Here is a 12719-nt window from a genome sequence, read left to right as displayed (position 1 = left end):
CATTTTGTTGTATGTCATAAAACATACGACATGATCGAGTGAATAGCCCGAGAAATCGGGCTTTTTTATGTTTAAATTTAGAATCTAAATAGATAATGTTCTTTCCTTCTTTAGAAAAAAAGTCTAAGGTATTGTCTAAATCTTATCTCTGTTATATGAAGTTACAGTTCGTATTTTATTTCAGTGTTCTTTTGGTTTTGCAAATGTCTTGCAAAACACCAATGCCAGAACTCAGTTCCGAAGCAAAACTTTCCAAAAGCAAAACCATTTCCATTCGATGGACCACTACGGATCCCATACTTGCCAAAGTATTTCCAGAGGTATTTCCTGTTCCCCCGGCAGTTTTATTAGAGGACCAGGTAAATGTTGCCGATCTTACAACCGTTCCGATGGCACCACCTGATCCCAATCAGGCTCCCATCATCACAAAACCAAAACCCATAAGTCCAAATGAACTTCCGCGTTGGGATAGAGGATTTGAACTCACCAATATCGACAACTTAACTCTTGTCATTCGGAGTGAAAGCCAAAGGCCATTCAAAAGTATTGGAATCAGTTTACTTGCTCTCACAATGATGTATTACGGAACGATGGAAACAGAAGCAGAACTCGTTTGGACTTCTGGAGAAACCAATTTACATCGGATTTCTTTTTTATCCACTGATGAAACCATTTGGGCTCCCATGCCATTTTATATTGGAACAGGTTCGAGTATCGTAGCTCCCATACTCAATTCCAATCGATATCCTTCTCATTTACAAAAGTATTGTGTCCAAGAGAAACCAACAAAACTTCGGGAATCCATGGAACAATCCAAAACAGAAAACTGTAAAGAGTATGAACTTTTTTTACGCCGATTGTTCTTACAAAATTATGATGCCATTCATTTACAATTATCGGAATGGGAAAAACGAAACCAAGATTGGTTCCAACCTTAAACGGATCTATGGATTTCTCTACGAACCAAATGTTTTTACCTTCACAAATTATTTTCAAAATCAGAATCCATTTCAAAAATCCATTAGTGGACTTTGGATCACCAAACCAACGATTGGGATCACAAAATCGATTGCGAAATCGAGCTAAGCGTCTAGTTACAATCCTACTTTTATTTGGTTTCTCATTGTCTCCTATCTCCCACCTGCATTCCATTTCGCTTCCGAAAGAAAATTGGAGTGTTGTGTTATATGGTGGAATCTTTTCGACAACGGATCTAATTCCCATTGTCTTTCGCCAGAAGACTGATTATAAAGAATCGTATATAGGAACGATTGGAGTCACTCGACCCCTTGAATATCGGATTCGATGGTTTGATTTTTTATGGGAAGCAAATGTCACCAAACATTTTGGCGAAATGAAACATTGGGAAACAAACGCATTTTACATTGTCAAAATCAATCGAATCTATGATTCTCCCATCAGTCTCTCACTTGGGGAAGGATTGTCCTTGGCATCCGAAAATCCAAGATTGGAGAATAAAGCGAAAGGTTATTATTTAGAAACTGGCCTGCAAAAAGATGCCATAGAGTCCAGAGCACTTCTCAATTATATGATGGTAGAGGTAAGTTCGTATCTTCCTTTTGAACGAAAAACGGAAATCTTTTTACGAGTTCACCATCGTTCTGGAATTTTTGGTTTGTATTGTCCACCCGACCCCAATTGTGGTTCGAATTTTATTTCCTATGGTTTTAGAACTGCCTTTTAATTTCAGTTAGGCGAGTGATTTCAAAAGTGTAATTCTGGAATCGATTGTATTCCATTCTTCCACCTTCCAGTTCCATTTGATTTTTTTGAGAAAGTTTGATTGAACCAGAAGATGTGCGTGAATTTGATTCCAATCTGCTTGGAACACATACAATCTTTATCCCACGAATTCATTTTTGCATTTTGAATTCGTAGGATACGTTTCTATTTTGTGATTAAAAACTAGTTTGCAGGATTTGTTACTGGTTCTTTGATCCAGTCGTATTTGGCTTCTTTGTGTTTCCCTTGTTCCACGAGTGACTTTAAATTTAATAAAGTTTCGTAAGGAGTGTCAGTTAACACCATGTTGATGACCGATTGTGGAACCGATCCACCTGGCTCAAAATGAGCTTGGTATTCGATTTTGGTTTTGCCATTTGCAAGAGGAATGAGTTTCCAATATCCTTCAAATGCTGGCATTCTTGTGACACCCGATGGAGCGGCCTTTGCATTGGAATCTAATCGTTTCATCTTCATCGTCGTGGTAAGAGTCTTTTCGTTTTGTTCAAAACTTCGGTCCATGATGACATCGCGATCATTCACAGGCCATGGAGCACCATTTCGCAAATATACGGATGATTTTTTTTCGGAACCAGAAAGGACAGAGAGTTCCTTACATTGGTGGTATAAGTTTTTGCAAGATTGTGGATCGACTAGAAGGGCGATGATTTGAGAAATGGATGCGTCTACTTCTGTTTTACCTAAAAACTCTTCGATATTCGAACCTGCCACAGGCCTTGTGAGAATTTGAATTCCTTTTTTTCGTTTGGCTTCCGACCACTCTGGAGCTTGGGAAAAAAGTGGAAGAGCATTTGTAATTAGGATACATCCTAAGAGAATTTTGAATATCGTCTGTGTTTTGATCATGGTTACCTGCCTATTTGCGTATGGATCAGTGGTCTTACTGTTTCTGCAAAGAATAATGAGGTTGAAGAAGGTGGTAACAAGTTCAATCCATTTTTTCTTCCCACATTATTGACTGCAAGGATTGCCATATAACTTCTATTTTTATCCAACCAAGGGAAAAATCCATTGATTCCAATGCTATGTGAGATCAAATCTTTATCACATTCGGAAGGAACATCGGTAACCGTACAAAACCTCCAATTTCCCAATCCATATTGCCATCGGTAACCAAAGGCAGAAAATTGAGAGTATCCAATTTTGGCTCCATTGTATTGGTCTGCCAGAATTTCCGTCACAGAAGTGGTAGAGAGAAAGGTATTCACATTGGTTCCGCTAGAATTCTTTGCTGTTCCATTGGTTAGTAAAACATTCAACATCCCAGCGTAGTGCGAAGGTGAAATTGATAAACCATAGGCACCTGACAAACTTCCATCAGTATCTTCTCCAGTGCGAAAATTCCCTCGCCAAACAGCTTGGCTTGCATCCCAACCAAGGGGGGTTACAATCAACTGGGTAAATAAAGTATCCCATGATTGATTGCAAGATTTTTCTAACATCCGTTGTGCGACGGCCATATGGTTCGAATTGTATTGGTAGAGTGCTCCTGGAGTCCCTGTGGATTGGTCCCGGATCTCATTCACACAACTGTCTTTTTGTGTATTTGAAGCACCCAGTGGCAAAGTGGAAATACAACTGGCTTGGCCTGAACCATTTCCACCACCCGCATTCAATCCCGAAGTAAAGGAAAGTAATTGGCGTAAGGTGATATTGGCATACGTTCCCGTCCAACCAAAGACTTGGCCCGTGGTGCGAGAAAGTGTGATTGCACCGGCAACTGCTCCGTTATTGCAAGAGTTTTGTGCTACTGTTCCACAATCACTTGCAGTATTAGCATTACAATCAATGGCTCGCATGACCGTAATCGCCGTCACCCATTTGGATCCAGAGGCAATGGGTTTGTAAGTGTTATAATCTAAGACTGACTGCCTTGCATAAATTCTAGAACCGTTTTGGTCATACACTTGGAAACTCGCACCTTCATCCGTTGTTTGCGCGTACTCGTCAAAACAGGAATCCAAACTAAAACAGGAACCTAAGATTCCAGCAAATAAGATAGAACGAGCTTCTTTGTTTGTTTCCACGGATTTTTGGCATTGGAAAAAAAGGATTAAGAGACTAAGAAAAGCAAATTGAGATAATCGATTGTGTTTCATACAAATTCTCCTTAAAATCGAATTGGCTCGAGTGTGATGATTTTGCCTGTATTTTCAAGATCACAGGAAGCAAACTCAGGTAATAATAATGCATCTCTCGCGACTCCCCCAACAGTTGTTAGGCCATCATAAACACTGCCCAATATAACGGCACCTTTCGTCCGAATGTCGGATTCACATTGTAAAACAGATGATTCCATAAATTGTTCATTGTCTTCGATTTTAGAAGTGAAAGAAAACAATGCCTTGGCTAAAAAACCATTGATGAGGAGTAGTGGTGAGATGGGGCCCTGGCCACCTTTCATTCCAGATTGGGCTAACCAAAATGCTGAAGCAGTTGCTTCTGCTTCTTGGATTGCCTCTGAAATCCTTTTTTTTGCCTCAGACCCTTTGACAGCCCCATAGGTCTGAATTCCGATTCCTTCGGTGATCATACAATTTGTGATGAAAGATAAGAAAAGAATGGATAAAATGATTTGTTTCATAGAAAACTGAACCTCATACAGAAATGAAAAATTGGGAACAAACAAACCTTCAAAACCAACCGAGAATCCCCGAACCGGAATTGATGGAAGAACCCAATCAAGTTGCTTCTTACGCCAATGCCGATTTTGAATCCGCGCATTCGATGATCATAAAACAGTTTCAAAATAGACTTCCTCTCCAATTTTCGCCACACTCAGTGTTAGACTTAGGATGTGGACCTGGAGATATGTCTTCTCGTCTGTTCCCGTTATTTCCTAATGCACATTTCACGTTTGTTGATGGCTCCAATCACATGTTAGATTTTTGTAAGAAGCGCCTTTCTACTTTCAACGGGGAAAAAAGAAACAATAAAATGATTTTTAAAAACGAACTCATCCAAGAGTTTGTTCCCGAATCTAGTTATGAACTCGTGTTTAGTAATTCACTTTTACACCATATCCATAATCCGTATGAGTTTTGGTCTGCGATCCAAAGGTCAGTGGATGATGAGAGTTTTATCTTTATTTGTGATTTGTTGCGACCCAGTTCCATTGCAGAGGCACACCAACTAGTCGAACGTTATGCGAAGAACGAAACAGAAATTTTAAAACAAGATTTTTTCAATAGTTTACTTGCGGCTTTCCGATGGGAAGAAGTGACAGAAATGATTTCAATAATTCGAATGAGTCATAAACTGAATGTAGAAGTTATTTCCGATCGGCATTGGATTTGTTATTCCAAACCCAAAGTTTGAGTTTAGAGGGAAACCATCTGGATCGAATGGAATAACCAATCGGTTACAGTTTCAGGGATCGGTTTTTGACAATGACTACATTCACTGGCATCCACTTCAGGCAATGGCGCTCCGCAGTTTTCACATGACATCTCTGAAAATCCTAATGTTTTTGGCCTTTCTTTTGGCAAAACCAAACTGATATGAGATCGCCTGTGTTCGGGTAGAAGTCCTTTTTTTCGTGCGACACTCCAACGGATTTCACATGTCATTTGATGGGGTGTGGATTGACTTTCATATCCAACCAAATGACATGATCCGACAACTGGGGTAAACATCGGTTCTTTACCAGAAACACCTAAGTTTTGATAGGAATCCCTTGTTGCTTCTCGATGAAGGATTTGGCTATTGGGGGTGGATAAAAAGTGAATGTATTTCCAAAATACAGTAGCCGCTCTGTCTTCTAATAGTTGTTTTGCGACACCTTCTGGTAAATTTTTCAGTTTGGATTGTTTGGCAGAATCCCATTCCACAGTTTGTGTAATTTCTGTGAGTACCCAATCCGCTTCCCCTGAATTATAGATACCATCGCAATACTCACAACGATTCGTGGTATGCGAAAACTTGGCAGATGCTCCACAACTTGGGCATAAATCATGGATCAAATCAATCTTAGGTTTCGTTTGTGTGGATAGTTTTCTCGTATAAGAATGGATTTCTTCATACGTGCTAAAACTTGTTTTTTCTAAACTGTTTTGGATTTCTAATTCCGAGGTTTGTTTGGGAAAGGTTTTGTCTTTGGTTTTACACTTCAATTTTAAGTGTAAGGTTAAATAATCGGATTCCATGGTTTTGTCGATGATCTGGACTGATACAACCGAGAAATCTTTCATTCGATTCACTTCCCCATCCACTAACTTCATCAAATGCAGTTGGATCGAAAATCTTTGAAATACGGCAGCAGAAAGAAAATTTCGGACAGGTTCCATCGTACCTTTGTCCCAGGCAGATACCGTTTTTTCGGTAATAGAAATTACCTTATTCCGAAAAAGAGAAAAATCAAAGTTTGGATCATACTTTCTAATTTCAGAGAGAATGGTTTGGTAGGATTCTTTTTTGGATCTTTGGTGTTTTTTTCGGTTCACAAACACAAAACCCGTGATGAGAAAAACAAGGCTTGTGATTCCCATTGTGATGAGATGCCCCAAATGATTTCCAGACCCTGGAGAATGGAAAAATGCATTGAGAACCGCATAATAAATGAGAATTGGATTGTATGTGATCTGTTTGTTCTCTTCCCTCAACCTGAGATAAATGGAATACTCAGAAGGAATGGGGTCATTCCAAACCAAGGAAAAACCATCCGATTCCCATTTTGGTTCCACAGGGATCACTAAACTTGACTCGTTTGCAATTTCAGAACAATATTCGCAAGCAGTGAACACCAATTCCATTTTTGTAAGTTTTGGATCAATTCCAGATTCGCATAATGCCCGTAAGGAGAATGATTGCAGTTCTAAATTCTCTCGTTTTTCCAATTGAGTAATGCGAATCCAACGTTCCAGACCTTCCTTGTTTCGATTGGAAGTTTCCCCCAGTGTGTGATAGGCAAAAGAATACATCGTTTGGTCTTTGGAAACAGATTCTCCGTCAGAAAGAGACACGCTAAAGAGATGCCAAAAATGGGTAGTGAGACCTTCAAATCCGTAGGAAATTTGAAAGGCTGGAGCCCAAAAATAATTCCAAAACGTTTCGCCATATTCCCGAAATCGATTTAAACCCAATTGGTATTGGAGAGAATCGTGGTTTGGATTTTCCTTATGCACAAAGATTTTGGATTGGTAAAAATGGGATCCATTTTCCTGGATGGTAACCGTTTCGTCTATCTGATAGTGACTGTTATGCGAAGAAAAATTTTGTTCAGTTAGCGCTTTTGGATTTTGATTTCTAAGATCCGAGTCAGTTTTAGATCCAATTTGGATTCCATTTGGCATATCAATGACTACGATCGCGTTTGTTTCCACATTTTCTTCCTTTTGCAATTCAAATCGGGAAGTTTCAAAGGATATTGGAAGATCTTTGCGTTCATACTCCAATAGAGAGGAATTAAACATTTCTTTTTGAATGCGGAGTTGTTTCGAAAAAGAATCTGGGTCCCAAGTCAAAACCAATTGGAAAGGTTCTGAGGATTGGCTTGTTTTGGAAAACCTCCAATTCACAAGTGCAAACGTTCCCAAGGATAAATAGGCTTCTTTGATTTGGTAACGGATTTGAATCTCCATTTCAGGATTTTGATCTTGTGTTGGCCAAAAGAGAGTAACCAAACCTGCGTGATGCGAAGATTGGAGTGTTTCTGGTAAAACAATCAAATTGGAAATTTCAGTTTCCTTTGCAATTAAAAATGTAGGACGTTTGATTCCTATTTTGGATTGGTCTTTCTGGATACGAAATGATTCTTGTACGTCGACAGTTCCATCGTTATGAAAATGGACATAGATTTTGTGAATGGTCGTATCAAAATAAGATGAAGGAGTAGGCCCGCTAGATGTAGAATAGGAATTGGATGAGGACGAGTCTTTTGGTTTGGAGGAAGAACTGGAAGAATACGAAGGTTTGTAACTAGAAGAAGAACTGCGACTACTGGAACTAGAGCTAGAGGATCGATAGGAATTTCCCATCCCTGGTCTTGCCTCTATGGCACTCAACCAAAAGACAAGTAGGTAAAGAAACGAGACTATGTTACGCAAGGTATTTTTTTTCGACTCGCACTTTGTCCATTGGGCTTATCTTGAATTCTTTGGCTAAGTCATCTAAAAATTGAATTTCCGCTTTGTTGAGAGAACCATCTGAGGCAACGATACAAACTGCATCTTCAAAAAAATTCAATGCATATTCATCGCTATCGGCCACAACTTTCGTGATGGTTTTCATTGGTAAGGGGTTATCAAACGTTTTGGATAAAATGTCTAAAACTTGTTTTTTCTGAGCTTGAAAACCACTGAGCAAACAATCTGGTTCAAAGAGAACGTTCACCAGTTCCCCTACAATTTCTCCTTCCTTTTTTTTGAATTGGCCATCCGCATTACAAGCGTAGGACCACAAACTCAAAAGAACTTTTGCATATTCAATGTGTAGGTCAGTTTCGATGTCGAGAGTCTTGTGGATGGTTTCTGGGTGACTCTTTTTATTGCCTTTGACTTGTTTCAAATTTTGAACGATTTTCTTAGCCATAACAAACAGGAAGTTTATGAGTGATCTCACTTCCTTCAACTTCATTTTTTTTCTCTTTTCTTGATTTTTCTCAAAAATAGGCTGAATTGGAAAATCCCATTAGGAAACTGGAACTAATCTATGTCGAAACACATTTTAGTTACAAGTGCTTTGCCTTATGCCAACGGCTCCATCCATTTGGGTCATATCTTAGAAGCTGTCCAAACAGACATTTGGGTGCGCTTCCAAAAGTTAATAGGGAACGAGTGTTATTTTTTCTGTGCCGATGATACACACGGAACACCCATCATGATCGCTGCCAAAAAAGCAGGCAAAACTCCCGAGTCCATGATTGAGGAAGTGCAAAAGGAACATTACAGAGATCTCACTTCCTTCGGTGTTGAGTATGATAATTATTACACAACCAATTCGGATGAAAACCGAAAGTTCTCAGAATCAATTTATCTAACTCTTAAAAAAAATGGACATATTGTTGCTCGGAACATTGAACAGTCGTATTGCGAACATGACAAAATGTTTTTGCCTGACCGTTTCATCAAAGGAACTTGTCCGAAGTGTGGAGCAAAAGACCAATACGGCGATTCTTGTGAAGTTTGTGGTACCAGTTACTCACCAAAAGACTTAAAGGACTCTTATTGTTCCATTTGTGGAACCACTCCCGTCCTGAAAGAATCCAAACATTTGTTTTTTAAACTTCAAGATTTCCAAAACCAACTCAAAACTTGGATGGAAGAAGGGAACCGATTGAATGAAGGAGCCCAAAAGAAATTACAAGAATGGTTTACATCCGGGTTACAAGAGTGGGACATCAGCCGAGATGGTCCTTACTTTGGATTTGCGATCCCAGAAGAAGAAAACAAATACTTCTATGTATGGTTAGATGCACCTATCGGTTATATGGCATCTTCTTTAAACCACCTGAAAGATGAAAAAAAATTCAATGAGTTTTGGAAAGAAGGAAAAGGAGAAATTGTCCACTTCATTGGAAAAGACATTTTATATTTCCATGGTCTCTTTTGGCCGGCCATGTTAATGGGTTCCGGATACAAAGCTCCTAGCCAATTGAATGTTCACGGATTTTTAACTGTGAATGGAGAAAAGATGTCCAAGTCTCGAGGAACTTTTATCAATGCTTCCACGTTTGCCAAATACTTAGATATAGAACATTTCCGTTTTTATATGGCATGCCGACTCGGCTCTGGGATGGAGGATGTCGACATTTCGTTTGATGATTTTGTTTCGCGTGTGAATTCCGATTTAATTGGCAATTTAGTCAATTTAGTGTCTCGTGTTTCCACATCAATTTTAGACAAAATGGATCGTAAACTAGGAACCTTGTCTACAGAAGGAAAATCTTTAGTTACTGAACTTCTTAGCAAAGAAACTGAAATTCGAGAAGCATATGAGTCACGTAACTATTCTAAGGTGATGCGTGAAATCACGGGTCTTGGTGATAAAGTCAATAAATATGTAAATGATTATGCTCCATGGAATTTAATCAAATCGGATGTGGAAAAAGCAAGAGAAGTTGTGACCACTTCCCTCAATTGTGCTAAAATTCTTTTTACCTATTTGGCACCAGTAACTCCTAAAATTGCCAACGCAATTACGGAGTTATTCCAAGTTCCAACTTTGAGTTTTTTAAACCTGTCAGAAACCATTGAAAACAAAATTCTTGGTCCCTACCAAATGTTATCCAAACGAGTTGAGGAAAAAAATATTTCACTTATGATTTCAGAAACAAAAGAAGCCTTCGAAAAAGCAAATCCGACTCCAACCAAACAAGAACCATCTAAGTCCAATCCAAACGAACCAAAAGTTGGTACGGTTTCGGAAGATGGATTCATCACCATAGATGAATTGACCAAAGTGGAACTTCGAGTGGGACTCATCAAAGAAGCAAACCCGGTCGAAGGAGCCGACAAACTTTTGTTTGTGAAAGTTGATTTAGGAGAAAAAGGAATCAAAAACGTATTTGCAGGAATCAAAGCAAGTTACACTGCCGAAGAGTTGGTTGGTAAAAAAGTGGTAGTCGTTGCCAATTTAAAACCTCGCCAAATGAAATTTGGTTTATCAGAAGCGATGTTACTTGCTTCAGGAAAGGAAAAAACATTATCTTTGTTTGTTCCTGATCGTGATGCAAATCCAGGTGACCTTTTAAAATAAAACTATGGCAACAAAGTCAGAACAAATACTAAGGGAAAAAGAAATCCAAGGGATTAAATTTAGTCTCTATGGAAAAATGGTTATCTTATCCCTTTTAATTATTGTTACTTTTTTTGTTGCACAAACTTTATATGAAATATTTGCAATTACGATAGTTTCCATTTCTTTAAACATTGTATTGTACATACTTTCTAAATTTTTAAAAAAAGGAAAGTATGTATCGTTTGTAGGAATTTTCTGTGTTGTGATCGATTTAGTGATGATTACGATCCTTCCCTTTATTTGGTACAATGCAGTGGGTGGAGAGACTCAGGTTCCAAGAACTTACCTCATCAAAACCTATGTTCATTTTATCATCGCTGGTACACTCATCATCAATGCGTTTAGCATTCAACCTTTATACCCAATGTTGTATGCGTTAGGTGTGGTGGTTAGCCAAGCTGCGATTTTGGTGTATGCCCAACAAGATCCAAGATTTGTAACGACAGAGAACTTTAAAGAGGCTGTCCTTGGTCCTGCTGCCCATGTGAATAATTATATTATGTCGATGGGAATCATCGGAGTACTCGGCTTCTTTTTGGCCTATCTAACATACCGTGTTAGGCGAACGGTGCTTGCCGCCGTGACCAACGAAGTGAAAATGACCCAACTCACGCGTTATTTTTCTCCCAATGTTGTAGAAAAACTAGATCACGCAGGGGAAGATTTTTTCAAACCAGGAGGAAAGGAATCTACTGTAGCAGTATTGTTTTGCGACATTGCCAATTTTACACAGATTTCGGAAACCTTAGGACCAGAAAAAACCATGTCACTATTATCAGAATACCACAGCATCATGTTGGACATCGTTTTCCAAAACCAAGGTACTCTCGATAAATTCATTGGTGACGGAATGATGGTTACGTTTGGAACCCCAACCACTTCGAAAGAAGATGCTACCAATTCTGTCAAAGCAGGGATTGCCATGTTGCAGGCATTAGCTGAGTGGAACAAAAATAGAGAGTCCAAAGGGGAAAAACCAATTTCCATGCGAATTGGAATCCATTACGGTCCCGTCATTGTTGGGAATGTGGGTGTGGAAAAACGTTTGGAGTATACTGTGATTGGCGATACAGTCAATGCAGCAAGTCGCCTCGAAGCTCTTGGCAAAGAACTAAAACGGAATTTTCTAATCTCAAAAGAACTATTGGAAAATGTTTCTTTGGAATATAAACAAAATCTAAAAATCAAAACAATGGGTCCATTGTCATTACGTGGAAAAACAAAAACCACAGAAATTTTGTCCATCGAGGTGCCAGTATGATCCAAATTCCCAAGGGAAAAGACATAGTGGTCCTTTCCAAACCCAAGTTTTTGTCTCACGAAGTTTCTCTTAAGGTTTTCGATACAAAACAAACCCAAGAGTTTTTGCAAAGTTTTGATTTTACCAAGGCAAACCTATTTGTAGACTGCGATGAAGATTGTTTTTTAGAAATTCATTCGCAGGAAAGAAAAATCGCTAAACAACTGTTATGGGATAATGGAAATTTAAAAGTGAGTCAATCGGAGTTAGATTCGATCTTGGAATCGATACCAACACTCATTCCCTTTTTAGCCCAAGACCTAACAGGAAAAGATTTAATGTTAGCATGGGGAAAAAAAGAAAGTTTGGTGAGTGCCATTGAATCTGGGTTTGGTACTTATTATAGTCGTTCCCGCAATGGAAAATGGGTCAAAGGGGAAGAGTCAGGACATTTACAAAACCTAAAACAAATTTACCTCCATTCCGATCCATTTTTTGTGCAGTATGTGACCGAACAAGAGGGAGCTGCTTGTCATACAGGTTATTATTCCTGTTTTTTTCGAGAACTTGGTCAGAATGATTCGGTTTCATTCGTCTATTCTAATAAAGTGGGAGAGTCAATTTGAATCGAATGGTCTTAATTGTTATCGTTGTCATTGCTGTAGGTGTCATCTTTTTCCTTATGAGAAATGCGTCTGGAATGGACCAGTCACAACTAAAAGAAAAAATTGATTCGGGTGCTCTCGTTGTCGATGTACGCACAGTTGCAGAATTCAATTCGGGTCATTATCCCAATGCACATAATATTCCAGTAGATGAAGTTTCTAAACGTGTGGATGAGTTTGGGGATAGAAACCAAACGATCATTGTTTATTGTGCATCAGGTGGTCGCAGTGGAAGTGCCAAATCCTTTTTAGAATCCATTGGATACAAACAAGTGATCAATGCGGGTGGCCTTTCCAATATGCCAAAACCATAA

The 12719-nt window shown here is 38.9% G+C and carries 12 protein-coding genes; 7 read left to right on the top strand and 5 right to left on the bottom strand.

The window, feature by feature from the left end:
- The first annotated feature begins 155 nt into the window (after nucleotides 1-155).
- Together EHQ59_RS12520 and EHQ59_RS12515 are read left to right on the top strand one after the other, a co-directional pair.
- Entirely contained in the window at nucleotides 156-938 is a 783-nt protein-coding gene (locus EHQ59_RS12520) for a hypothetical protein (protein WP_208652371.1), read from the top strand.
- Nucleotides 902-1705: a hypothetical protein gene (locus EHQ59_RS12515; protein ID WP_244245518.1), complete on the top strand. Its 804-nt coding sequence runs from the start codon at nucleotides 902-904 to the stop codon at nucleotides 1703-1705. The genes EHQ59_RS12520 and EHQ59_RS12515 overlap by 37 nt, the downstream gene beginning before the upstream one ends.
- A gap of 221 nt (nucleotides 1706-1926) precedes the next feature.
- Here EHQ59_RS12515 and EHQ59_RS12510 read toward each other — a convergent pair whose 3' ends face one another.
- Genes EHQ59_RS12510 through EHQ59_RS12500 form a run of 3 tightly spaced genes read right to left on the bottom strand, consistent with a single transcriptional unit; the run spans nucleotide 1927 to nucleotide 4348 of the window.
- Entirely contained in the window at nucleotides 1927-2610 is a 684-nt protein-coding gene (locus EHQ59_RS12510; protein ID WP_135619967.1) for an START domain-containing protein, read from the bottom strand.
- Between the two features lie 2 nt (nucleotides 2611-2612).
- Nucleotides 2613-3863 carry a serine hydrolase domain-containing protein gene (locus EHQ59_RS12505; protein WP_135619966.1) on the bottom strand — a complete coding sequence of 417 codons (1251 nt, stop codon included), beginning with the start codon at nucleotides 3861-3863 and terminating at the stop codon, nucleotides 2613-2615.
- An 11-nt stretch (nucleotides 3864-3874) separates the two neighbouring features.
- Complete coding sequence (locus EHQ59_RS12500; protein ID WP_135619965.1) at nucleotides 3875-4348, bottom strand: TIGR04452 family lipoprotein; 474 nt, start codon at nucleotides 4346-4348, stop codon at nucleotides 3875-3877.
- Nucleotides 4349-4371: 23 nt separating this feature from the next.
- Here EHQ59_RS12500 and EHQ59_RS12495 point away from each other — a divergent pair, with 23 nt between their 5' ends.
- Nucleotides 4372-5082, top strand: coding sequence for a class I SAM-dependent methyltransferase (locus EHQ59_RS12495; protein ID WP_135619964.1), 711 nt, complete (start codon nucleotides 4372-4374; stop codon nucleotides 5080-5082).
- 2 nt (nucleotides 5083-5084) lie between these two features.
- Here EHQ59_RS12495 and EHQ59_RS12490 read toward each other — a convergent pair whose 3' ends face one another.
- Both EHQ59_RS12490 and EHQ59_RS12485 read right to left on the bottom strand, forming a co-directional pair.
- The gene (locus EHQ59_RS12490) at nucleotides 5085-7808 is read right to left on the bottom strand and encodes a TIM44-like domain-containing protein (protein WP_244245517.1); all 2724 of its coding nucleotides are present in this window, start codon (nucleotides 7806-7808) and stop codon (nucleotides 5085-5087) included.
- Nucleotides 7801-8292, bottom strand: coding sequence for a tellurite resistance TerB family protein (locus tag EHQ59_RS12485; RefSeq protein WP_425270143.1), 492 nt, complete (start codon nucleotides 8290-8292; stop codon nucleotides 7801-7803). The genes EHQ59_RS12490 and EHQ59_RS12485 overlap by 8 nt, the downstream gene beginning before the upstream one ends.
- A 120-nt stretch (nucleotides 8293-8412) precedes the next feature.
- On the opposite strand from EHQ59_RS12485, the gene metG reads away from it, so the two are divergent.
- The 4 genes from metG to EHQ59_RS12465 are packed head-to-tail and all read left to right on the top strand — an operon-like array spanning nucleotide 8413 to nucleotide 12719.
- Nucleotides 8413-10458 (top strand): methionine--tRNA ligase, encoded by a 2046-nt coding sequence (gene metG / locus EHQ59_RS12480; protein WP_135619962.1) that lies wholly within the window; start codon nucleotides 8413-8415, stop codon nucleotides 10456-10458.
- 4 nt (nucleotides 10459-10462) lie between these two features.
- Nucleotides 10463-11761, top strand: a complete 1299-nt coding sequence (locus EHQ59_RS12475; RefSeq protein WP_135619961.1) for an adenylate/guanylate cyclase domain-containing protein — start codon at nucleotides 10463-10465, stop codon at nucleotides 11759-11761.
- Entirely contained in the window at nucleotides 11758-12366 is a 609-nt protein-coding gene (locus tag EHQ59_RS12470) for a phosphoribosyl-AMP cyclohydrolase (protein ID WP_135619960.1), read from the top strand. The genes EHQ59_RS12475 and EHQ59_RS12470 overlap by 4 nt, the downstream gene beginning before the upstream one ends.
- A complete protein-coding gene (locus EHQ59_RS12465; protein WP_135619959.1) occupies nucleotides 12363-12719 on the top strand; it encodes a rhodanese-like domain-containing protein in 357 nt (118 codons plus the stop codon). Before EHQ59_RS12470 ends, EHQ59_RS12465 begins: the two co-directional genes overlap by 4 nt.

Origin of the sequence: Leptospira kemamanensis, from assembly GCF_004769665.1 — a bacterium.
Taxonomy (GTDB): domain Bacteria; phylum Spirochaetota; class Leptospiria; order Leptospirales; family Leptospiraceae; genus Leptospira_A; species Leptospira_A kemamanensis.
Note: the sequence above shows the minus strand (reverse complement) of the source record. Positions and strands in the feature narration are given on the sequence as shown.

What these genes read in the sequence shown, in the direction of transcription:
- EHQ59_RS12520 (WP_208652371.1), top strand. Translation starts at nt 156, where the DNA reads ATGAAGTTACAGTTCGTATTTTATTTCAGTGTTCTTTTGGTTTTGCAA.
- EHQ59_RS12515 (WP_244245518.1), top strand. Translation starts at nt 902, where the DNA reads ATGGGAAAAACGAAACCAAGATTGGTTCCAACCTTAAACGGATCTATG.
- EHQ59_RS12510 (WP_135619967.1), bottom strand. Translation starts at nt 2,610, where the DNA reads ATGATCAAAACACAGACGATATTCAAAATTCTCTTAGGATGTATCCTA.
- EHQ59_RS12505 (WP_135619966.1), bottom strand. Translation starts at nt 3,863, where the DNA reads ATGAAACACAATCGATTATCTCAATTTGCTTTTCTTAGTCTCTTAATC.
- EHQ59_RS12500 (WP_135619965.1), bottom strand. Translation starts at nt 4,348, where the DNA reads ATGAAACAAATCATTTTATCCATTCTTTTCTTATCTTTCATCACAAAT.
- EHQ59_RS12495 (WP_135619964.1), top strand. Translation starts at nt 4,372, where the DNA reads ATGAAAAATTGGGAACAAACAAACCTTCAAAACCAACCGAGAATCCCC.
- EHQ59_RS12485 (WP_425270143.1), bottom strand. Translation starts at nt 8,292, where the DNA reads ATGGCTAAGAAAATCGTTCAAAATTTGAAACAAGTCAAAGGCAATAAA.
- metG (WP_135619962.1), top strand. Translation starts at nt 8,413, where the DNA reads ATGTCGAAACACATTTTAGTTACAAGTGCTTTGCCTTATGCCAACGGC.
- EHQ59_RS12475 (WP_135619961.1), top strand. Translation starts at nt 10,463, where the DNA reads ATGGCAACAAAGTCAGAACAAATACTAAGGGAAAAAGAAATCCAAGGG.
- EHQ59_RS12470 (WP_135619960.1), top strand. Translation starts at nt 11,758, where the DNA reads ATGATCCAAATTCCCAAGGGAAAAGACATAGTGGTCCTTTCCAAACCC.